Origin of the sequence: Undibacterium sp. Ji49W, assembly GCF_049340205.1 — a bacterium.
Classification (GTDB): Bacteria; Pseudomonadota; Gammaproteobacteria; order Burkholderiales; family Burkholderiaceae_D; genus Undibacterium.
On the sequence record NZ_JBMPOW010000007.1, the window covers coordinates 257,698 to 278,635 of the forward strand.

At 53.4% G+C, this 20,938-nt stretch carries 20 protein-coding genes and 1 riboswitch; of the genes, 19 read left to right on the top strand and 1 reads right to left on the bottom strand.

Translation table 11 applies throughout. The annotated features are described in order from the left end of the window. The first annotated feature begins 155 nt into the window (after positions 1-155). Positions 156-1,688, top strand: coding sequence for a DUF4214 domain-containing protein (locus tag ACO0LK_RS11120; RefSeq protein WP_422974985.1), 1,533 nt, complete (start codon positions 156-158; stop codon positions 1,686-1,688). A gap of 178 nt (positions 1,689-1,866) precedes the next feature. On the opposite strand, the gene ACO0LK_RS11125 is transcribed toward ACO0LK_RS11120, so the two are convergent. Then, positions 1,867-2,646, bottom strand: a complete 780-nt coding sequence (locus tag ACO0LK_RS11125; protein WP_186948871.1) for an IclR family transcriptional regulator — start codon at positions 2,644-2,646, stop codon at positions 1,867-1,869. Positions 2,647-2,876: 230 nt separating this feature from the next. Here ACO0LK_RS11125 and ACO0LK_RS11130 point away from each other — a divergent pair, with 230 nt between their 5' ends. From ACO0LK_RS11130 to ACO0LK_RS11215, 18 genes are all read left to right on the top strand, one after another. Continuing rightward, entirely contained in the window at positions 2,877-3,275 is a 399-nt protein-coding gene (locus tag ACO0LK_RS11130) for a diacylglycerol kinase (protein WP_186948870.1), read from the top strand. 8 nt (positions 3,276-3,283) lie between these two features. Beyond that, entirely contained in the window at positions 3,284-4,321 is a 1,038-nt protein-coding gene (gene cobT, locus ACO0LK_RS11135) for a nicotinate-nucleotide--dimethylbenzimidazole phosphoribosyltransferase (RefSeq protein ID WP_422974988.1), read from the top strand. Between the two features lie 25 nt (positions 4,322-4,346). Then, a complete protein-coding gene (locus ACO0LK_RS11140) occupies positions 4,347-5,114 on the top strand; it encodes an adenosylcobinamide-GDP ribazoletransferase (protein WP_422974990.1) in 768 nt (255 codons plus the stop codon). 2 nt (positions 5,115-5,116) lie between these two features. Beyond that, entirely contained in the window at positions 5,117-5,665 is a 549-nt protein-coding gene (locus ACO0LK_RS11145) for a histidine phosphatase family protein (protein ID WP_422974992.1), read from the top strand. Positions 5,666-5,720: 55 nt separating this feature from the next. Beyond that, positions 5,721-6,065: a PilZ domain-containing protein gene (locus ACO0LK_RS11150; protein ID WP_422974994.1), complete on the top strand. Its 345-nt coding sequence runs from the start codon at positions 5,721-5,723 to the stop codon at positions 6,063-6,065. 115 nt (positions 6,066-6,180) lie between these two features. Beyond that, a riboswitch (cobalamin riboswitch) is annotated at positions 6,181-6,434 on the top strand. Between the two features lie 151 nt (positions 6,435-6,585). Next, positions 6,586-8,454 carry a TonB-dependent receptor domain-containing protein gene (locus tag ACO0LK_RS11155; RefSeq protein ID WP_422974996.1) on the top strand — a complete coding sequence of 623 codons (1,869 nt, stop codon included), beginning with the start codon at positions 6,586-6,588 and terminating at the stop codon, positions 8,452-8,454. Positions 8,455-8,594: 140 nt separating this feature from the next. Further along, positions 8,595-9,650, top strand: coding sequence for a FecCD family ABC transporter permease (locus tag ACO0LK_RS11160; protein ID WP_422975050.1), 1,056 nt, complete (start codon positions 8,595-8,597; stop codon positions 9,648-9,650). Further along, complete coding sequence (locus ACO0LK_RS11165) at positions 9,650-10,423, top strand: ABC transporter ATP-binding protein (RefSeq protein WP_422974998.1); 774 nt, start codon at positions 9,650-9,652, stop codon at positions 10,421-10,423. The genes ACO0LK_RS11160 and ACO0LK_RS11165 overlap by 1 nt, the downstream gene beginning before the upstream one ends. Positions 10,424-10,457: 34 nt before the next feature. Next, positions 10,458-11,096 carry a cob(I)yrinic acid a,c-diamide adenosyltransferase gene (gene cobO / locus ACO0LK_RS11170; RefSeq protein WP_422975000.1) on the top strand — a complete coding sequence of 213 codons (639 nt, stop codon included), beginning with the start codon at positions 10,458-10,460 and terminating at the stop codon, positions 11,094-11,096. Further along, positions 11,090-12,451, top strand: coding sequence for a cobyrinate a,c-diamide synthase (locus ACO0LK_RS11175; RefSeq protein ID WP_422975002.1), 1,362 nt, complete (start codon positions 11,090-11,092; stop codon positions 12,449-12,451). The genes cobO and ACO0LK_RS11175 overlap by 7 nt, the downstream gene beginning before the upstream one ends. Then, a complete protein-coding gene (gene cobU / locus ACO0LK_RS11180; protein ID WP_422975004.1) occupies positions 12,448-13,026 on the top strand; it encodes a bifunctional adenosylcobinamide kinase/adenosylcobinamide-phosphate guanylyltransferase in 579 nt (192 codons plus the stop codon). Before ACO0LK_RS11175 ends, cobU begins: the two co-directional genes overlap by 4 nt. Continuing rightward, positions 13,026-13,973, top strand: a complete 948-nt coding sequence (gene cbiB / locus ACO0LK_RS11185) for an adenosylcobinamide-phosphate synthase CbiB (protein WP_422975052.1) — start codon at positions 13,026-13,028, stop codon at positions 13,971-13,973. The genes cobU and cbiB overlap by 1 nt, the downstream gene beginning before the upstream one ends. Beyond that, the gene (gene cobD / locus ACO0LK_RS11190; RefSeq protein ID WP_422975006.1) at positions 13,966-14,985 is read left to right on the top strand and encodes a threonine-phosphate decarboxylase CobD; all 1,020 of its coding nucleotides are present in this window, start codon (positions 13,966-13,968) and stop codon (positions 14,983-14,985) included. The genes cbiB and cobD overlap by 8 nt, the downstream gene beginning before the upstream one ends. Before the next feature lie 88 nt (positions 14,986-15,073). After that, complete coding sequence (locus tag ACO0LK_RS11195; RefSeq protein WP_422975008.1) at positions 15,074-15,991, top strand: cobalamin-binding protein; 918 nt, start codon at positions 15,074-15,076, stop codon at positions 15,989-15,991. After that, a complete protein-coding gene (locus tag ACO0LK_RS11200) occupies positions 15,988-16,797 on the top strand; it encodes an ABC transporter substrate-binding protein (protein WP_422975010.1) in 810 nt (269 codons plus the stop codon). Before ACO0LK_RS11195 ends, ACO0LK_RS11200 begins: the two co-directional genes overlap by 4 nt. A gap of 35 nt (positions 16,798-16,832) precedes the next feature. Continuing rightward, positions 16,833-18,254: a cobyric acid synthase gene (locus tag ACO0LK_RS11205; protein WP_422975054.1), complete on the top strand. Its 1,422-nt coding sequence runs from the start codon at positions 16,833-16,835 to the stop codon at positions 18,252-18,254. Positions 18,255-18,338: 84 nt separating this feature from the next. After that, positions 18,339-19,082, top strand: coding sequence for a hypothetical protein (locus ACO0LK_RS11210; RefSeq protein WP_422975012.1), 744 nt, complete (start codon positions 18,339-18,341; stop codon positions 19,080-19,082). A 219-nt stretch (positions 19,083-19,301) separates the two neighbouring features. Then, complete coding sequence (locus tag ACO0LK_RS11215; RefSeq protein WP_422975014.1) at positions 19,302-20,894, top strand: DUF342 domain-containing protein; 1,593 nt, start codon at positions 19,302-19,304, stop codon at positions 20,892-20,894. The last annotated feature ends 44 nt before the right edge of the window (positions 20,895-20,938 follow it).

Here is a 20,938-nt window from a genome sequence, read left to right on the forward strand (position 1 = left end):
GAATTAGCGACAAGTCTGAATGTGCTGTAGCGTACACTATTTTATGTGACTCTCTATCCGACTCTTTCTCTCTCTTTGCTGTTTTAGGTTGTTGCTTCGCTTCAATTTTTTTCAGTGGTTTTCGAGCAGTATTTCTTATAAGAAGGAGTTGGATCATGCCGGAAAAAACCATCATCGCCAAACCGTTCTCAGGTGATTACAGAATAGATGTGCTGCTTGATGACGTCAATTATCGCTGGAATGCAGGCAAGGCTTTAGGGACGCCTGTAGAAATCAGCTATAGTTTTATCAAGTCTCCAATCTCGACAGCTTCCGACTCAGACAAAAATGGTTTCAAAGCCTTTACTACGGAACAGATGGCCGCTGCCAGGGCGATCTTTGCAGACATTGCCCAGGTCTTGAATGTGACCTTCAAGGAAGTGGCTGATACCGATATTCAATCCGGCATACGGCTGGCAAATAATATTCAGGACAAAAGTGCCGGTTATGCCAAGCTTCCTGTGCCGACGGCGGATGGCACGGCATTTTCTGCTGGTAGTGGCGATCTGTTCATGTCAACGACGTACATGAATGTGAGCTATGAAAGAGGTAGCGAAGCCTACAAGATACTGATACACGAAATAGGGCATGCGATAGGCCTTAATCATCCCGGTAACTACAATGCGGGTGAGCCACCCAGTACCGAAGCGGGCAACTATCTGGCCACGTCTGAGGACAGTAGCTGGATTTCCATCATGTCCTACAACGCGATCGCGCAAAACCAGCAAGGCGAGTTTTTCGGGACCTACGATATGCTGGCGTTGAAGTATCTGTATGGAAGCAGGGCTTATCACACCGGCGATGATACCTATGCCTATAGCGATGTCGATGGCCGCACGCTCAAGATCATCAACGACACGGGCGGTATTGATACCATAGACGTGTCGAAGGCAACTGTGGCTGCAACTATCAATCTGACACCGGGATCTTTGAATTCAATAGGGCGCATTGCCAGTGGTGATGCAGCCATCAATAATATATCCATCGCCTTTGACGCAACGATAGAAAATATTATCGGTACCGCCTTTAGTGACAAGCTGACCGGCAACGCGGCCAATAATCTCATCAATGGTGGTGGCGGTGATGATGTAATCAATGGCGGGGCAGGGCTGGATACCGCACAATATGCAGGTCTGAGATCAACTTACACGGTTGCCAGCAACAACAGTGGCTTTAATGTATCCAAGCCGAATTCACAAGGTGTGGATACACTCAGCAATATGGAACGACTGAAATTTTCAGATCTGTCGGTCGCACTCGATATTGACGGTATAGCTGGTCAGGCCTACCGTATTTATCAGGCGGCTTTTGGCCGTACCCCCGATCTGGCGGGTCTTGGTTACTGGATCAAGGACATGGACAAGGGTTCCAGCCTGACGACGGTGGCGGCAGGCTTTATGCAATCGAAAGAATTTCAGGCCCTGTATGGTGTCAATCCCTCGGTCGATACCTTCCTGACCACCTTGTACAAGAATATTTTGGGGCGTTTGCCTGATCAGGCCGGTTACGACTACTGGAAAGGTGAATTGAGCACCAATAAAATCAGTTTTGCCGGTACGCTGGCCAGTTTTACCGAAGGACAGGAAAACAAGCTCAAGGTCATTGGCGTGATACAGAATGGCTTTGATTTTATTGAATATACGGGTTAAAGATAAGGCTAAGACGATGGCTAAGGCGATGGCCGAAGCCACTCAGTGTCGTCAAATATCACTAAGGCCAGCATCGCAGGCAAAGCCTGAAGCTGGCTGCTGGCCGTGTCAGCTTACCTTACCTTACCTTACCTTACCTTACCTTACCTTACCTTACCTTACCTTACCTTACCTTACCTTACCTGCCCTCGGTATAACCCAGGGTCAATGAAATTTGCCTGGCGGTATCGGTCAGGTTGCTCAGCCATTCTTCTTGCAGGCGGTCGGCAGGGGCGGAAATGGATAGGCCGGCGATCATCTTGCCGCTGTCATCATGGATGCCGGCTGCCATGCAACGCACACCCAGTTCCAGCTCTTCATTATCCCTGGCGTAGCCAGTTTCACGGACGGCGGCCAGTTCTTTTTCCAGCTTGTTGAGGTCGGTAATCGAATTTTTATTGTGTCCTGCCAGACCGGTGCGTGTGGCATAGGCGCGAATGGCCTTGGGTTCATCCAGCGACAGGAATAACTTGCCGGTGGATGTCAGGTGCAGCGGCGCACGGCCACCGATTGCACGTACCACCTGCATGCCCGAACGTTCAGAAAATGCCCGGTCTATATAGACGATTTCATCACCCTGGCGTACCGACAGGTTGATGGTCTGGTTGGTCTGACGGTGCAGGGCGCGCATGAATTCCAGCGCTGCTTCGCGTACGTTAAGACGGCTTTTGACAATATTGCCCAGCTCCAGCAGCCGCATGCCAAGGCGGTAATAGCCCGTATCAGCGCGGTCAACAAAGCGGGTGATGACCATGTCATTGAGGATGCGATGCGCAGTCGAAGGATGCAAGCCGGTTACTATAGCCAACTCCTTCAGACTGACCGGATCCTGGTAGCGCGACAGGGCATCCAGCAGGGATACCATGCGCTCTATGACCTGAATCGAGGTTTTATCTGAGCTGGTAGAGTCGTTTTTCATATTATGGTTGGTGCGCTGCAATAACTACGTTATACCACAATGTGAAATTGGCGTCACTGCTTCGTCGCCAAAAAGTCAACTTCCACAGGGTTTTGTTCGCGTCAATTTAATGTAGAACAAGTAAATCTGCTTGTCCCCAACTTATAGTCCTGTAAAATTCGCCACCTGAGCGAAGCTCGGACGGCCTGGCTGATATCTGCCAGGCCTGGATTAAGGTTTAAGGAAGAAAAATGTCTGAAAAAGAACAAGCTGTCAGTGAATTTAAAAGCAAGAGTGGCCTGCGCCGGATTTTTTCGGCTTTCTTTTACTCTATAGACGGTTTTCGTTCCGCCTGGAAAAACGAACATGCTTTCCGTCAGGAACTGGTGCTGGTCGTCATCGGTGTCGTGATCGCCCTGATCTTGCCAGTGTCCGCTTTTGAAAAGCTGATGATGATCGCCGTGCTGGTATTGATCCTGGTGGTGGAGCTGATCAATTCGGCGATTGAGGCGGTGGTTGACCGCGTCTCGCTCGAACGTCATACCCTGTCAAAAAATGCCAAGGACTTTGGCAGCGCCGCCGTGTTGCTGACCTTTTTGATTGCGGTGGCAACCTGGGCCGTGATCCTGATGGACCGCTTTTACTATTGATACCCTCCATGACAACCACCCACATCATTGCAACTGCCAATGCGGCGCTGGAAGCTGAACTGGCTGCTGCCATCAATAACAAGACCAAACCTCTTGGAAGTCTGGGCCGTCTGGAACAACTGGCCGCGCAAATAGGTTTGATACAGCAAACCGCTCAGCCGCAATTACGTGACCCGGCCATCGTCGTATTTTCCGGTGACCATGGCGTGGTGGCAGAAGGTATTTCGGCTTTCCCCCAGGATGTGACCTGGCAGATGGTAGAAAATTTTCTGGCCAATGGCGCCGCCATCAATGTCTTTGCACGTCAGAACGGCATTGCCCTGCATGTGGTGGATGCTGGTGTGAATCATGATTTTGGTCCACGTGAAAAACTGCTCAGCATGAAGGTGGCAGCAGGCACACGCAACTTTGCCAAAGAACCGGCAATGAGTGCAGCCCAATGTCAGGCCGCCATGCGAAATGGTGCTGAACTGGTGGCGAGTTTGTCTGGCAATGTACTGGGTTTTGGCGAGATGGGCATAGGTAATACCACGGCAGCTGCGGCAATCATGCACAAGCTGACCGGCATCGCTGTCGTTGATTGTGTAGGCGCAGGTACAGGTTTATCCAGCGAAGGTATACGTCACAAGCAGGCTGTGATTGAAGCGGCTGTAGTCTTGCATGCTGATGTGATCCAGCCAGCAGATGTGCTGGCCACCTTTGGCGGTTTTGAAATCGCCACTATGGTTGGTGCCATGCTGGCGGCGGCAGAGCGTCGCATGGTCTTGCTGATCGATGGTTTTATCGTTACCAGTGCCTTGCTGGTAGCCGCCAGAATGCAGCCAGCCATACTTGATTATTGTGTGTTTTCACATCAGTCAGATGAAAGCGGCCATGCACGCATGTTGCAGGCATTAAAGGTCAAGCCTGTACTGCAACTGGATTTGCGTCTGGGTGAGGGCACGGGTGCGGCACTGGTGTACCCCATGTTGCAGGCTGCGGTGAATTTCCTGAACCAGATGGCGACTTTTTCCTCCGCCCAGGTGAGCGAAAAAAGCAGCGACTAAACAAATCTATATTGCAGGAGCTGGCTTGCATCAACTACGCTTATTCTTTATTGCCCTGCAATTTTTTACCCGTATTCCCATTCCTGCGTGGGTGGGGTTTGAGGCTGACTGGCTGCGCCAGTCTTCACGTTATTTTCCGGCAACTGGCTGGGTGGTCGGTGCGGTATGTGCTGGCGTGTATGCCGGTGCCGCCGAGCTATGGCCACATGCGGTGGCGGTGTTGCTGTCCACCATTGCCGGTATCTTGTTGACCGGCGCTTTCCATGAAGATGGCTTTGCTGATGTCTGCGATGGTTTTGGCGGTGGCATGACGCCAGAACGGGTGCTGGACATCATGAAGGATTCTCGCGTCGGTGCCTACGGTGCCATCGGCATCCTGCTGATGCTGGCGCTGAAGCTGACATTGCTGATCAGCCTGCCGCCAGCGCTGATTGTGCCCATCCTTTTTATCGCTCACCCCTTGTCACGTCTGGCATCATGCAGCCTGATCTGGCGCATGCACTATGCGCGGCATGAAGGCAAGGCCAAGCCACTGGCGCAAGATATGCATACTGGTGAATTTTTGATCGCATGCCTGTCAGTATTGCTGCCGTCGGCCTTGCTGCTGCACTTCTTTCCTTTTCCGCCAGCTTCAATCCTGATGGCGCTGGTCTTGATGTGCTTGCTGACCTGGCGCATGGCACGCATGTTCCAGCGTCGTATCAATGGTTTTACTGGTGACTGCCTGGGGGCCACGCAGCAGGTGGCAGAGGTAGGCATTTATCTGGGTTTGCTGGCTTTTCAGGTGCAATGAACATGCGCCTGCATTTGCTGCGCCATACTAAACCACAGATTGCCGATGGTCTGTGCTATGGGCAGGCCGATGTGCCTGTGCTGGCCGCAGATTACCAGATGCTGGCGATAGAGATGCGCCAGAAACTGTCTGCCGGTATCCCTGTATTTTCCAGCCCCTTGCAGCGCTGTGCCTTGCTGGCACAGGCACTGCATGATCAGCCGCAACTTGACCCGCGTTTGATGGAAATGCACTTTGGTGCATGGGAACTATGCGCCTGGGATGCCGTTCCCAGGGCAGAGATTGATGCATGGGCAGCAGCCCCGGCAACATATTGCCCTGGCGGTGGTGAATCGGCGCTGGATGTGGCGCAAAGGGTGATTGCCTGGCTGACAGATGTACGCCAGATGCAATTGCCAGAAGCCCTGGTGGTTGCCCATGCGGGCATTATGCGCATGCTGCTGACCTGGCAGGATGGCATGGCAGCAGATGAACTGGCGCAACTGGTTTGCGCGCAAAACCGCAGCCTTGCTTTTGGTGAATATATAGAAATACTGGTATTTCATAAATAATGCAGATAGTATTTACGCAAGACTGACAGTAAAGCCCGCAGTGTATGGCCATCGCATGATAGAACTCAGAAAATCACCCCGTGTCACAGTAACCTGGCGCTCTGGTATCAAAATGCCGGATGGCAGGTTGATATTCACCAAAGTGATCAATATATCGGCAGAAGGGGTGCTCTTGCAGTCGCCTGAAAACCTGGTTCCCCTGCGCAGTTATCCCATGATGATAGAAATCCCCGGTATCGTGCAAGAAGCCGAGCTCTACAAGGTCAGTTGCAAGGGCACGGTCAGGCATGCCATTCTTAGCGGTGATAGTTATAACGTTGGCATGCTGTTATCAGAAATGTCTGAATTGCATGCGCAACTTGTTGTCGCGTGGATATCCAAAACCGCGCATCTGACCTGAAATTGTACTGTCGGGCAACATTGGCAAGGCAAATCTGCTTTGTTTTCAATAAGTTAATAAACTGATCTGCCTCAGTGTTTACTGTCCCTTAACTTGCGGCTACCCCTATCTGTCTATAGAATGGCGGGGTTTTGGTGCTCGTGGATATATTCATATCTGCGGTTAAACGGGAAACACGACGCCTGGCTATGCCAGACAAACGTGTGCTGCCCCCGCAACGGTGTACAAGTTGCTGCAAAGACTGAATGCTTGTTTTTTCACATTCAGATTTGTAGCCAGCCATTTTCCAATACCACTGTGCAATGTGCATGGGAAGGTCAGATGGTGATATTTGTCAGCCCGGATACCGGCCAGAATAAGTGAAGTGATACGGACGGGGATATTTCGTGAAAATCAGACGCAGAAAGCTGCGTCCCCTTTTCAATCAGGCCACAGGCGCTGACGATACCGATTGTTCCTATTGCTTTTTCCATTGCAGCCTGCGGGGACGTCGGCTGCATGTTTTATTTTTCTGAAAATCATGACATCTGTATTCAAACCGCTCGCCCTCAGCCTGGCCTTGGCCGCTGCATTCCCGTCTTCTACTGTCTTTGCACAAACTGCTGCCGTTAGCGCGGCTTCCAGTGTGGTCATTACCGCTGGCCGCCAGGCGCAAGCCGCCAAAGACGTGCTTGCTGACAATGTCGTCATCACTGCGGAAGACATCGCCAAATCTGGCGCTGCTTCCATTGTCGACCTGTTGCAACAACAACGCGGCATAGAAATTACCCGCAACGGTGGACCAGGCACTTCATCTTCCGTGTTTTTGCGCGGTGGTAATAATGCGCAAAACGTAGTGTTGATTGATGGCGTACGCATCGGTTCATCCACCACAGGTGGTGCAAGCTGGTCTTCCATCCCACTGTCACAGATCGACCGTATCGAAGTCGTGTATGGTCCCTTGTCCAGCCTGTATGGCGCAGATGCCATGGGCGGCGTGATACAGATATTCACTAAAAAAGGTACAGGCGTTATCACACCTACCGTATCGGCTGGTCTGGGTAGCTATGGCACACGCAAATTGCAGGCAGGTTTGTTCGGCTCTGTTGCCAGTAATATCAGCCTCAGCCTGAACGCGGGACATGAAGAGAGTGATGGATTCTCTGCCACCAAACCCGGCGTCGGTTCCAGTTATAACGCGGACAAAGATGGCTACAAGATGGATAGTTTCAATGGCCGTCTGGTATGGGAAATCAGCAAGGGTTTTGAACTGGGTGCCAGTGTTTTACACAGCCGCAATGACGCACAGTATGATTCCGGTGCAGCAAAAGATGACCACAATATCGGTACACTGGAAACCATCGCCATCTTTGGCCGTGGCAAGTTCACTGATGACTGGTCTGCCTCGCTGCAATATGCACAAACGGCAGACAAGGGCTTCAGTACAGGCTTTGGCTCCAGCCAGATCGATACGCGTCAGAACAGCGTCAGCTTCCAGAATGATATCCGTATCGGTAAAGACGTACTGCAACTGATCGCCGAAACGCGTGAAGAAAATGTTGATTCTGTTTCTTCAGGCGTGGCCACAGAGGGCATCAACGGCGCGAAACGCACGACGAATTCATTTGCTGCATCGTATGTATTCAAGCAAGATGCGCATCTGGCCAGCGCCAGCATCCGCAACGACCGCAGTTCGCAATATGGTTCCAATACCACAGGTAGCGTTGCTTACGGTTACCGTTTTACTGACGCCCTGCGCGTCAATGCCAGCTATGGCACCAGCTTCCGTGCACCAACTTTCAATGAACTGTATTACCCTGGTTATGGCGTTGCCAGCAACAAACCAGAAAAAGCAAAAAATGCAGAAGTCGGTGTGTATTTTGAGCAGGGCGATACGCAGCTGAGCGCTGTGTATTATCAAAACAAGGCAACGGATCTGCTGGTCAGCACCAATGTCTGCCCTGTAGAAAAAGCGACTCATCAGTTTGGTTGTGCTTACAACGTCAATAAAGCAACCCTGTCTGGTTTGACAGTAGGCGGCACTACCCGTTTTGCTGATCTGACCCTGCGTGCTTCCATCGACATCCAGGACCCGAAAGACGACACGACAGGCAAACGCCTGGCACGCCGTTCCAAACAGCATGGTACTTTGGCTGCTGAATATGCGTTCTCGAATGCAAAAGTTGGCGTGGAAACCATCTACTCTGGTGACCGTTTTGATGATGCAGCCAACACCAGAAAATTGGGTTCATATAATTTGCTGAACCTGTATGCGACCTATGAAGTGGCAAAAAATACCACCGTGCTGGCACGCTGGAACAATGCCTTGAACAAAGACTATGAACTGGCAAGAAATTATGCAACGGCCGGTTCGAATGTATTTGTTGGTGTGAACTACGGCTTTAAATAAGTCTGGCATTGGTGTGAGGCGATGCAGCGGATATTGCTGTATCGCCCATCACATTACAAGCTCAATGACTGATGTGCAGGTTCGGATTTTCAAAAGACGCTGCACATCACCACCTGTTTTACCTATGGACCAGACCGATGATGGCGTCTTTTTTTTCTGCACGACAGCGTAAGCAATCAGCCAGGATGGCGGTTGCTCAACGTGCCGGACTGGTTCTTCCGATTTTATTGGCCGCTGCTGTCGCCAGCATACTGATCGCTTGCGTGTGCGGTTCTGTATCGCTGAGCTTTGCCGAGTTATGGCAAGCCTTGCTGGAATTGTTGCGCGGCCCGCCAACGACCTTGCCCGGCAGTCTGCTGGATTTGCGTCTTGGTCGTGCGCTGACCGGTTTTGTGACCGGTGCCACACTGGCACTGGCCGGCGTCATGATGCAGGCGCTGTTACGCAATCCGCTGGCTGACCCCTATGTGCTGGGCATATCTGGCGGTGCATCTGTCGGTGCGCTGGCAACCATACTTTTTTTTGGCGCGTTCTGGCTGGTGGATGTGGCTGCCTTTGCCGGTGCGATTACCGTAGCGCTGCTGTTGTTTGGTTTGGCCTACCGTGATCTGCGCGGTGCTGGCAGCACCGATGGCAGTGCACCTGTCTTGTTGCTGACCGGTGTCATCGTTGCCACTGGTTGCGGTGCCATCATCACCCTCATGCTGTCGATTGCGCCGGACAGCCGCCTGCGTGGCATGGTGTTCTGGATGATAGGTGATCTGTCGAATACCCAGTCGCGCTATCTGCCCTGGCTGATACTTGGCGTTATCCTGCTGTTTGCCATGCGCAATGCGCGTTCCATCAATGTCGCTGCCATGCATGCCGACAATGCCAGCACCCTGGGTGTCAATATTGGCCGTCTGCGCCAGTTGCTGTTTTTATGTTCTGCCTTGTTGACGGCCAGTGCGGTCAGCAATGCTGGCAGCATAGGCTTTGTTGGCCTGATCATGCCGCATATCTGCCGCTTTGCCTGGGGGCCAGATCACCGCCTGCTGCTGCCTGCTGCGACTTTGGCTGGCGGTTGTTTCCTGGTGCTGGCTGATACCGTTGCCCGCACGGTGGTAGCACCACAGCAGTTGCCGGTTGGCGTCATTACTGCACTGGTAGGTGTGCCGATGTTCCTGCTGCAACTGCATCAACTGCGGAGGCGCTGATGGACATTCGCGCCCTGAATTTATCCGTAGGCAAGCGTGTACTGGTGAATGAGTTGAATTGGCACATACAGCCAGGTGAATGCTGGTGCATCATAGGTCGCAATGGTGCAGGCAAGAGCACCTTGCTGCGCACGCTTGCTGGCCTGCGCCCCATAGAAAGTGGCCAGGTTTATCTGCGCGACAAATTGCTGCAAGACTGGTCATTGACCGAGCTTGCACGTGAGCGTTCTTTCTTGCCGCAGGGCAGGGTAGATGCTTTCGGTTATTCTGCACTGGATACGGTACTCAGCGCCCGTCATCCCTACCAGAATGCGCATTACTGGGAAAACAGCGACGACATGGATCTTGCCCTGTCATCTTTGCGTGAATTGGATGTCGCCGACATGGCAGAGCGCGATGTACGCAGCCTGTCTGGCGGTGAAAGACAGCGCGTAGCCATCGCCGCCTTGCTGGCCCAGGATGCCAGGTGGATGCTGCTGGATGAACCGGCGAATGCGCTGGACCTAGGGCATCAGGTCAGCGTCATGCAATTGTTTGCCCGCTTGTGCAGCAAGGCAGATGCCCAGCAAAACAAGGCTGTCGTCATGGTCAGTCACGATCTCAACATGGCTTACCGCATTGCTACCCATGCCCTGTTACTGATGGGTGATGGCAGTTGGCAAGCCGGGCCTGCTGATGACATATTTAACGCCTCCCAACTAAGTATCTGTCTGGGGCACCCAATAGAACGCTTCACGCATGGCGCGCAAACCATATTCCTGCCGCAAAACTAATCATCACCGCAAACGATAACTACAGACTATCACCATGACAAGTGCAATGCCACCCAAGCCAGACACCGCGACAGACAACATCAACACCCGTCATGAACGCCGCATGCAGCGAAAAAAGGCGATGATGGATGAAAAGATAGAGCAGGCCCAACGCAAGACTGGTGTCCTGCTGGTGCATACCGGCAACGGCAAGGGTAAAAGTTCCAGCGCCTTTGGCATGGTCATGCGTGCCATGGGGCATGGCATGAAGGTGGGTGTGGTGCAGTTCATCAAGGGGGCGATGTCGACCGGTGAAGAAATTTTCTTGCGCCGCTTTCCAGACGAAGTCGAATTCCATGCCATGGGCGAAGGCTATACCTGGGTTACGCAGAACCGTGAACGTGATATGGAAAAAGCTGCCGTCGCATGGGAGCAGGCAAAACGTTTTCTGACTGACCCAACCATAGGCCTGGTGGTGCTGGACGAACTCAATATCGCCCTGAAATACCATTACCTGGATTTGCAGATGGTCATTGATGATCTGGATGGCAGGCCAGAAATGCAGCACGTCGCGGTCACCGGTCGTGGTGCCTTGCCAGAGATTATCGCCATTGCCGATACCGTTACAGAAATGCAGGTCATCAAACATGCCTTCAAGGAAGGCATCGTGGCACAGGCAGGTGTGGAATGGTAAGGCCCAGCGCCAAGGTCGTTCTGATATCGGCTATTGCGTCAGGCCAGGGCAAGACCACCACCACGGCAGCAATGGCACGCAAGCTGGTAAATCTTGGCAAGAGCGTACGTGTATTTAAAACCGGGCCAGACTTTATCGACCCCATGATGTTGGAGCGCGCTTGCGGTTCAGCCGTGCATTCACTGGATTTGTGGATGGTGGGTAAAGCTGAATCCGAAGGCATGCTGGCGCGTGCTGCACTGGATGCAGATGTCATTCTCATCGAAGGTGTCATGGGCCTGTATGACGGCAACCCTTCATCAGCCGATCTGGCGCGTGCCTTTGGCGTGCCTGTCGTGGCGGTACTGGATGCCTCAGCCATGGCGCAGACCGTAGGCGCTTTGGCCATGGGTTTGCGTGATTTTGGGCCAGTGCATCTGGCGGGCGTTATTGCCAACCGCATCGCCTCTGAAGGCCATGCGAAGATGGTAGCGGCTGCCATGCGCGATATCCCCTTGCTGGGCAGCCTGCATCGTCAGGACGAAGCCTTGCCCGAACGTCATCTGGGCCTGGTCGTGCCGCAAGAAGTGGATAGGATAGACACCATACTCGACGCCATGGCCAACAGTCTGGAACTGGACATGCAGGCCTGGGATGCCTTGCCAGACAGCAGTTTTGAATTGCATGGACAGGCCTCACTGCACACCTCGCAACATGTATCTCAACCCGCAACCAATCTGGCAGGCAAGACCATTGCCATTGCGCGTGATGCCGCGTTTGCGTTTATCTATCCGGCTAATCTTGAATGCCTGATCGGACTGGGTGCCGAACTGGTTTTCTTTTCGCCTTTGGCCGATGAAGCAATACCGGCGCAAGCGGATGCCCTGTATCTGCCGGGCGGTTACCCGGAACTACATGCACAGACACTGACGCAAGCCGGTAACTGGCTCGCATCTGTGCAAGCCGCCCACGCGCAAGGCATGCCTATCCTGGCGGAATGTGGTGGCATGATGGCCATTACCGAAGGTCTGGTCGATCAGCGAGGCCAAAGCTGGCCTATGGCAGGTTTATTGCCGGGCAAAGTCATCATGCAAAAAAGGCTGGCCGCACTGGGCGCACAAGCCGTGGCGACACCGCAGGGCGAATTGCGCGGGCATACCTTTCATTACTCGCGTTTTGAAACCACATTGACTGCCAGCAGCCATACCATCAAACATTCTACGCAGCAGCAGGGTGAAGCGATTTACATAGCTGGAAATGTGCGTGCCTCTTATTTTCATGCCTATTTTGCTTCGAATCCGGCGGCTACGGCTGCGCTGTTTTTAGTGGATACATTATTGGATCCATTAGTGAATACATTAAGGGACGAAACATGAACCCCGCACATCGTGCCAGCCTGATTTTTGGTGGTGCGCGTTCGGGCAAGAGTGCATTTGCCGAACAACTGGCGACCAGACTCAGCAAGGATCAGAAAGAAGTACTGTACCTGGCAACCGCTAAGGCAGGTGATGCCGAAATGCAGGAGCGCATTGCTCATCATCGTGCGCGCCGCCCTGCACATTGGGGCACGCTGGAACAAAGCCTGGAACTGGGTGCGACCATCATGGCGCATAGCCGTGCAGACAATATCATCCTCGTCGATTGCCTGACGGTCTGGCTGTCGAATCTGCTGTTTTCAGAATCGACAGACTTTCCTGAGATAGGCCACATTACGCCCCCACCACAGTTCGCCGTGCAACGCCAGGCCTTGCTGGATGCATTGGTACAGGCACCCGGACAAATTATCCTGGTATCGAATGAAGTCGGTATGGGTATTGTGCCTATGGGGGCGGTATCGCGCTGGTTTGTCGATGAAGCCGGGCGTTTGAACCAGGCCGTGGCAGCCATTGCAGACAATGTGGTCTGGGTTGCTGCCGGTTTGCCGCTGTATTTTAAAGGCCAGCCATGCTGATGCAGGATGGTCTGGTCATGGTGTTGTGCCTCCTACTGGGTATCCTGCTGGATGTGGGCCTGGGCGAAGTGAAGAAGTTCCACCCGCTGGTGGGTTTTGGTAATCTGGCAAACGCCATAGAACGCCGCTTTAATACACCAACAGCAAGTCGCTGGACCGGTGCCCTGGCCTGGTGTCTGGCGGTCTTGCCACTGGTCGCACTCAGCCTGCTAATGCTGGTGCTGGCGCAGCGTTTCAGCCTATGGCTGGCTCCCGTATTGCACATCGTATTACTGTATTTTTGCCTGGGTTTGCGCAGCCTGCATGAGCATAATGCCGCTATCGCCACGGCTTTGCAGGCCGGTGATTTACCGGAAGCCAGAAAACGTACTTCTTACATCGTCAGTCGCGACACGCAAGATGCGGACGAAGCTTACCTGGCCAAAGCCAGTGTCGAATCTGTGTTGGAAAATGGCTGCGATGCCGTCTTTGCCACCTTGTTCTGGTTCATTCTGCTGGGTGGTGCTGGTGCAGTGCTGTACCGGCTGGTGAATACCCTCGATGCGATGTGGGGTTATCGCTCGGCACGATTCCTGCGCTTTGGCTGTGTTGCAGCACGCATGGATGATGTCATGAACTGGATACCGGCCCGCCTGACTGCATGCACCTATGCCATACTCGGCAAGACCCGACTGGCATGGCAATGCTGGCAGCGCCAGGCACCTGGCTGGCCCAGCCCGAATGCAGGGCCAGTGATGGCCGCCGGTGCTGGTGCGCTGGGCCTGGCGCTGGGTGGCACAGCCAGTTATGACGGCATAACGGAAACACGGCCACCGCTGGGGGAAGGTGATACAGCAAAGGCGGCAGATATTCTGCGTGCCCTGCGCCTGGTGGAAGGGGGGGCCGCACTCTGGTGTGGCATCGCTTTACTGTCGGCTTTATTTCTGGGCGGGGTCATTCATGCTTGAACATGGCGGCAATTTACGCGATGCAGTGCGGCATTTTGGCCGCCCGCTGGAAGACTGGCTGGATTTGTCCACTGGCATCAATCCGCATTTCTATCCGGCACCGTCACTGGCAGCTAATGCATGGCATCGCCTGCCTGAATATTCTGATGCCCTGGTACAGGCTGCGCAATCTTATTACCGTGCACCGCAGATGCTGGCAGTGGCAGGCTCTCAGGCAGTGATACAGGCTTTGCCACGCTTGCGCCCGACTGCGCAGGTTGTCGTATCCGCACCCAGCTATGCCGAACATGCTTACCAATGGCGGCAAGCCGGGCATGCTGTGACAGAATGTGCGTATGCTGCGCTTGACAGCGCAGTGGCCGGTGCAGATGCAGATGTTGTTGTGCTGTGTAATCCCAATAATCCTACGGGTGAAATTATTCCGGCAGCCCAGCTTTTGCGTTGGGCAGCACATCTGGCTGGGCGTGGTGGCTGGCTGGTGGTGGATGAAGCCTTTGCCGACACCGTGCCTGATATCAGCGTGGCGGCCCACGCAGATCAGCCTGGCTTGATCGTCCTGCGTTCTGTCGGCAAGTTCTTTGGCCTTGCAGGCATACGTCTGGGCTTTGTCGCCGCCGAGAGAAATTTACTTTTGCAGCTGGCGAATTATCTTGGCCCCTGGAGCGTGAGCGGACCCGCGCAACAAATCGCTATTGCTGCTTTGAATGACCAGGTCTGGCAAGCCCAGACCGCAGAGCTTTTGCAACAAGAAGGGGAACGCCTGCGCCAACTTTTGAAGATGCATGGTATGCATGCGTCGGGTACGGATTTGTTCCAGTGGTGCAGTCATCATGAACTGGATGGTCAATCGGAACAGTTATGGCAGTTCATGGCAGAGCGCGGCATATGGCTGCGCTGGTTTGCGCAGGGGCTACACAGACCGCATGGTCTGCGCTTTGGTTTGCCGGGGAGTGAGGCTGGGTGGTTGCGGTTGGAGAGCGCTCTGGGTGAATGGTGTGAGTTAAATCGTTAAGACCACTCACCACAGAGGCACAGAGACACAGAGGAAGTGCAAGAGAGAGCATTGCATTTCGCGTTGATATTTTGAATATGGAAAGTTTATGTCCAAGCTTTTGAGTTTTGTGATTACTATGGGGTTTGCTGTCTTGGCCGGTCATACACAGGCGGCGATTACTGTGACGGATGACATGGGTAATCAGGTGACGTTGGCGAAGCCGGCGCAGCGGATTATCAGTCTGTCGCCGCATGTGACGGAAATGATTTACGTGGCAGGTGCGGGTGAGCGGATTATTGGTACGGTCAAGTACAGCGATTATCCGGTAGCGGCAAAAAATATTCCGCATGTAGGTGACAATCGTCAACTGGATATTGAACGCATACTGGCGATGAAGCCGGATTTACTCATCGTCTGGATGCACGGTGCCTATGAGCGCCAGCTGGAAATTCTGCACAAATCCGGCGTCCCCTATTTTTTCAGTGAACCGCACAAGCTGGACAATGTAGCCGACACCCTGATCAAGTTCGGCAATCTGTTTGGCACAGAAAAACAGGCGCAGGCAGCGGCAGCAGAATTCAGGCAACAGGTGCAACAGTTGAGCAGCCAGTACCAGAACAAAAGCAAGGTGAAAACCTTCTATCAGGTATGGGGCAAGCCACTGTATACATTGAATGACAGCCACATCGTCAGCGATGCGATCCGTACCTGTGGCGGCGAAAATATATTTGGAAAATTACCCACTACCGCACCCGTTGTCGGGACGGAAGCCGTCTTGCAGGAAAATCCTGAAGTCATTATTTCTGGTGACAGCAAAACCCAGGCTGTGAGTGGCGTCGAGCAATGGAAAACTTTCCCCACCTTGCTTGCAACCAAAAACAATAATCTGGTGTCTATAGAAGGCGACCTGGTCAACCGTTCTGGTCCACGCATTATTGAAGGTGCAAAACTGATTTGTCAGGCGCTGGAACTGGCCAGGCAAAAACGCGATAAAACCGTGGCGCCGCCACAAGGGAAAAAATGAATTCAGCCAGTATGTATCAACGCATTGCCTGCCTTTCCACCGAAGCGGTGGAAGTCTTGTATGCCCTGGGGGCAGAAGACTGTGTTGCCGGCATTTCTGGCTATACCACCCGTCCGGCTCGCGCCCGTGATGAAAAACCCAAGGTCAGCGGCTTTTCATCTGCCCAGATAGACCGCATTCTGGCCGTTAAGCCTGATCTGGTCATTGCCTATTCGAATATGCAATCCGAAATATCGCGCGAACTCATCAGTGCTGGCATAGAAGTGCATGCCTTCAATCAACGTGATGTCGCCGGTATTTTACACATGATCAGGGTGTTGGCGAACCTGGTTGGCAAGCAGCAACAGGGCGCAGCATTGATTGCAGAACTGCAAGCGCAGATAGACACCGTCAAACGACAGGCAGGGCTATGGACGCGTCGCCCCTTGGTGTATTTTGAAGAATGGAACGAACCCCTGATGTCAGGTATAGGCTGGGTGTCTGAATTAATACAGATAGCAGGTGGTGAGGATGCTTTTGCCGACCTGGCGGTTTTCCACAGCGCCAAACAGCGCATCATTGCCGACCCCGCTGAAGTTGTCAGGCGGGCGCCGGATATCATCATCGGTTCCTGGTGTGGCAAGAAATTCCGGCCCGACAGTGTCGTGGCCCGTGAGGGCTGGGATCATATTCCGGCCGTGCGTTATGGCCGGGTGCTGGAAATAAAATCGGCAGATATCCTGTCTCCCGGGCCGTCAGCGATACAGCACGGGCTGGTGCAATTGCATATACTGATTGCCGAATGGCAGGCAGCACAAAACTCTTGAAATTAGTATACGGTCATATGAATATTTCCACGCTGATGGTACAAGGCACCACGTCCGACGCAGGTAAAAGTACGGTCGTCGCCGCCCTGTGCCGTTTGCTATACCGGCAAGGCGTGCGCGTCGTACCCATGAAGCCGCAAAACATGGCATTGAATAGTGCCGTGACCATCGATGGTGGCGAAATAGGTCGCGCCCAGGCCTTGCAGGCCGTGGCTGCGGGTTTGCCTGCGCATACCGACATGAATCCGGTCTTGCTGAAGCCATCGTCGGATACCGGCGCCCAGGTCATCATCCATGGCAAGGTGCGGGCAGATATGGATGCGCGTGATTACCATCAATACAAAACCGTCGCAATGGGTGCCGTGCTGGAATCCTACGCCCGTCTGCAACAGCAATATGACGCGATTATCGTCGAAGGTGCAGGCAGCCCGGCAGAGGTGAATTTGCGTGACCGCGATATCGCCAACATGGGCTTTGCCGAAGCCGTCGATTGCCCTGTTATCCTGGTAGCCGATATTGACCGTGGTGGCGTGTTTGCCCATTTTGTCGGTACCCTGGATTGCCTGTCAGAATCCGAACAAAAACGCATCGTCGGTTTTGTCATCAACCGCTTTCGTGGTGACATCCGCCTGCTGGAACCGGGGCTTGAGTGGCTGGAACAAAAAACCGGCAAGCCTGTGCTGGCCGTACTGCCTTATCTGCATGGCCTGCAACTCGATGCCGAAGATGCAATACAGTCCAGCCAGGGCAATGCAGGCAAGTTCCGCATCATTGTGCCCGCCATACCGCGTATCTCGAATCACACGGACTTTGATGCGCTGCGCGCCCACCCGGATGTCGATCTGCAATTCATCGGCCCCGACAGGGCGATACCGCCTGCCGATCTGATTATTTTGCCTGGCAGTAAAAACACCCGCGCCGACCTGGCATTTTTGCAAGCGCAGGGCTGGCAGCCCGTGCTGGAAAAGCACCTACGCTATGGGGGCAAGGTCATCGGTATTTGCGGTGGCTATCAAATGCTGGGTCAGGTTGTTAGCGACCCGCATGGTGTAGAGGGTAAGGCCGGTGATTCGGATGGACTGGGCCTGCTCGACATCACCACTGAACTGACGCAAGAAAAGCGCCTGCAACAGGTGACAGGTGTTTGCGCATTTAATGCAAATGCTGCACAAGTCAGCGGCTACGAAATCCACATGGGCATCACCTATGCCAGCAATGACACGCAGCCCGTCTTCACCATCAACGGCGAAGACGAAGGCGCACGCTCGCCGGATGACCTGATCCTGGGCACTTACCTGCACGGCCTGTTCGACCACCCCGAAGCCTGCGCAGCCCTGCTGGCCTGGGCCGGCCTGGAAAGCGAACACAAGGTCGACCTGGCAGCCTTGCGTGAACACAGCCTGAATCGGGTAGCTGATGCCTGCGTACCCTTGCTGGATGCCTTGCAACGGTTATAATTTGTTGCTGTCTTTTTTGTGCCGCTTGCGCGCATGATGGGCTGCACATCTATACATCTGCATCATTCACGCATCGAGAAAAACTTGATCTCTAAAACAGTTCTTGCCAGTTGCCTGTCATTGGCCACGATGCACGCGCATTGCTTTGCTTATGCGCTTGAAGATGCACCGGCCAAGGTAGAAATTTCCAGTACCAGAGATCCCGAGCTTAAATCATACAGACAGATGTATAAGGGGCTGGAAGCATTTGATCAGTACCGGCAACTGGCTCCTGCTGCGATGCTGAAATTCACGCTGCTACCGGTTGATGCCAATACCAGCCTGAATGATTTGACCATGCGTATTGCCAGCGAGCAGAGTTCAATCCCTGTCGCTGTTGGCGCTGATGGTCGCTTTGTCTTGCCAAAAATTGCCAGTGCCCTCAACGAAAATGCCGATCTGCTGCTGAACCGGAAAAAAGGCCTGTTCCGCTGGCGCCCTGATATACGTAGTGAAGGTGTACCGTCAGACAAGCGACGTCTGGGCGACTTGCGTCTGGAATGCGCCATATGGTGGGCTGTGGAATATGAAGACACGCCCTACGACACCCGCACCCTGTTTCGACTGCTTGGTGGTGCCTGCCACTCATCCTTTATCGTTATTTCTTTCTGGTCGCCCAGGAGATTGAGCGCGGCTTATCTGATCAACAAAGACCGCAGGGAAAAAATACAGATCAGCAAGAATGGTCTGCAATTCGTTCCGCCTCTGTATAACAAGGACTGGAGTGACGATACCCTGGTCGAATTTGAATTTGCAGCACCAAGCGAAGAGCCGGCCCTGTCAAAGTAAGCCTAAGTACGCAAGGCATGACGACTTATGCCAGTAGCGCAGGCTATTTCAGCCGAATTCAATCAAGATGACGCTAATTTCAGGAGCATTGCCGGAAATCATACATTTTTGATGTAATAATAAGCAGCGTTAATATATTGGGTATTTGGCGTCGAACCTCAATTTTAAGGAAGCATCTTGGACGAATCGCTTTCTAATTCGGCAACATTATCATTTTTTGTGGACGAATCCGCAGGGGTATTGCGCGCCCACTATACGCCGCAGGAAGACACGGGCACTCCTGATCTTGCCGATCTGGAAGAGGCGCTGAACGCCAGTGAATATGCCGGTTTCTACAGAGAACAGTCCGCTCTGTTGGCCTTTATAAAATTGTGCCGTGACGCCAAAGAACCAGTCAAACTCGATATCGGCGCACGCAGGGATGCAGAATTCTCATTACGCCTGTCCGATGATTTATTGTCTGCCTGGCTGACGCTGATACCCGCCCAGGGCGGAAAGCCAATAGGTAAAGCAGTCAACGACGCCTTGCGTGAGCAGGGCATCATTCATGGCATTTTGCATGCAGAACTGGATGCGGCCCTGGCCGCAGGCGTCTGTGACAATCTGCTGATTGCCCAGGGTGAGCCAGTGCGCGACGGTACAGAAGCAAAGCTGGAACCCTTGTTCGGCGAATATAAAAATGCCAAAACGCAAAGAGATGAACTGGCCGTCATCAAGTTTCGCGAGCTGGGCCATATCCTGATTGTACATGCGGGCGATGAGCTGATGCGCCGCATACCGCCAGTGCAGGGTAAATTCGGCATGAACATCATGGGCCAGGTGGTACTGGCCAAGCCATTGCCAGAGATGCAGTTTGGGCCACACCTGCAAGGTGCCGCAACAGCAGCCACTGATCCCAACTTATTGCTGGCGACGAATAGTGGCCAGCCCATGATCGTATCTGATGGGGTGATCGTCAACCCCGTGCTGCAGGTGCCTGATGTTGATCTCAGCACCGGCAATATCCGTTTTGAAGGCACCATCCATGTTGAAGGTGATATCAAGGCCGGCATGAGCCTGAACGTGACCGGCGATGTGATCGTCAACGGCCTGGTAGAGGCGGCCGAGATTGTTGCCGGCGGCAATGTGGCAGTAAAAGGTGGCATTATCGGCCTGGCCGAAAAAAAACCAGGCACGCAAAGCATGAGCGGCATCACCTCGCGCATCAAATGCGGGGGTACCGTGCAGGCACTGTTTGCCGAGCATTCGCATATCGAAGCCGGGCAGGCCATACAATTGGAACAAAGTGCCCGCCAGTGCGACCTGATTGCCAGAAAAGAAATCATCGTCGGCAAGCCCGGCTCAGGCGTAGGCAATATCCTGGGTGGCAGGGCGCAGGCTGCATTGCTGGTTGCTGCTGCTTCGCTGGGCTCTTCCAATGGTGCAAAAACCCAGATACAGGTGGGCTTTGATCCTTACCTGGAAGAGGAAATCAAGGCTAAGGAAAATCAGGCCGGGCGCAAGGAAGCAGAACTGGATCAGGTCTTGAAGCTGCTGGCTTTTTTCGTCAAAAATCCGCAAAAGGCTGCCGGTGGCGTCGGTGAAAAAGTCGACGCCAAACGCCTGCATCTGCTGGATGAGCTAAAGGCACTTGATGCAGAGATTGATGCGCTGGAATCCGAATTGGAATTGATAGAACAGGCCGGCGTCAAGATCATCAAAAAAATCCACGAAGGCGTGGAAATCCAGATAGGCAAACAAAAATGGCTGGTCAAGGAAGACGCCGGACCAGGTAACTATCAGGTGCGTGACGGCAGGATAGTGATTGTGTGAATTTTGCTTGTCTGGGGCGCAGCATCATTGATTTGGCAATCATC